Genomic DNA, 1390 nt, shown 5'->3' on the forward strand with positions numbered 1-1390 from the left:
CATCCGCGAACGAACCGCCCTTGTCAACAGGCTGCGCTGGCACCTGCACGAGCTCGACCCCGGCACCGAGATCACCGCCCGCGGGTTCCGCCAACTCAAGGCCTACACCCTGGTCGAGCGCCAGCTCGCCGACAAAACCGGAATCGTCGCCCGCCTGGCCCGCGACCTCAACGCCCGAGCCCGCGACCTCACCCACACGATCAGGGAGTTGGAGAAAGAACTCCAGCAACTCACCCTCGAGCACGCACCCGCCCTGCTGGCCATCCCCGGCTGCGCCGCGTTGACCGCGGCCAAGATCGTCGGTGAAACCGCAGGCATCGACCGCTTCACCACCAGCGACGCCTTCGCCAGCTACAACGGCACCGCCCCACTGCCCGTCTGGTCCTCCAACACCCCACGTCACCGACTCTCACGAACGGGCAACCGACAACTCAACGCCGCGATCCACCGAATCGCCCTCACCCAAGCCCGCCACCACCAACCCGCCAAAGACCTCATCAAACGCCGCGTCGAAAGCGGCAAATCCGGCCGAGAAGCCCTCCGCGTCCTCAAACGCCACATCTCCCGCACCGTCTACCAAGCCCTGCGCACCGACCAACAAACCCAGCTCACCCTCGCCGCTTGACAGAGGAGCTAGGGACAGGCAGTTTCGTCAGGCGCCTGGTCCGCGCTGGCGCTCGGACAGGCAGTTTCGTCAGGCGCCTGGTCCGCGCTGGCGCTCGGACAGGCAGTTTCGTCAGGCGCCTGGTCCCCGCTGGCGCTCCCAGTGGAAGGCTTGGGGGTGTTCCGGTGGGTTCGCTCCTGTTGCGCTCTGCCCTCGTGGCTAATGTCCGTAGTGCGGCTCGCCGGGACACCACGGCCCGACCGGCGTGGCTTGAGAGGAGCGTGATCGGCGCATCCTGACTGGGATATGCCCACCGGCCGGACCGTGAACCCCACCCGATTCACGGCCAGGAAGGGCACTTCCCATGATCACGTTCGGTGTCGATGCACACAAGCGCTCTCACACGATCGTTGCCGTCGATGAGCTGGGCCGCAAGATCGCGACCCGCACCATCGGGACCACCACCAGCGAGCATCTGCAGGCCCTCGCTTGGGCCGTGCAGGTCACCCCGGCCGGGCACGATCGCCGTTGGGCCATCGAGGACTGCCGGCACATGACCCGGCGACTGGAAGCAGACCTGCTCGCCGCCGGGGAGGACCTGGTGCGTGTCCCACCCAAGCTCATGGCCCACGTGCGCGACAGCGCCCGCAGCTACGGCAAGTCCGACCCCATTGATGCCTTGGCCGTGGCCCGCGCGGCACTACGCGAACCTGACCTGCCGGTGGCCCGCCTGGACGGCGCAGAGCGTGATATCCGCCTGCTGGTGGACCACCGCGAAGCCCTCAT

2 protein-coding genes are annotated in these 1390 nt (G+C 67.6%); both read left to right on the top strand.

What is annotated here, in order from left to right; all coding sequences use genetic code 11:
- The coding region (locus BN1197_RS00120) for a transposase (protein ID WP_040155189.1) at positions 1 to 625 on the top strand (625 nt) is incomplete at its 5' end.
- A gap of 343 nt (positions 626 to 968) precedes the next feature.
- Positions 969 to 1390 (top strand): IS110 family transposase (locus tag BN1197_RS00125; RefSeq protein ID WP_040155191.1); only part of this gene is annotated, 422 nt, incomplete at its 3' end.

Source organism: Mobilicoccus massiliensis, from assembly GCF_000826525.2.
In the GTDB taxonomy this organism is placed as follows: domain Bacteria; phylum Actinomycetota; class Actinomycetes; order Actinomycetales; family Dermatophilaceae; genus Mobilicoccus; species Mobilicoccus massiliensis.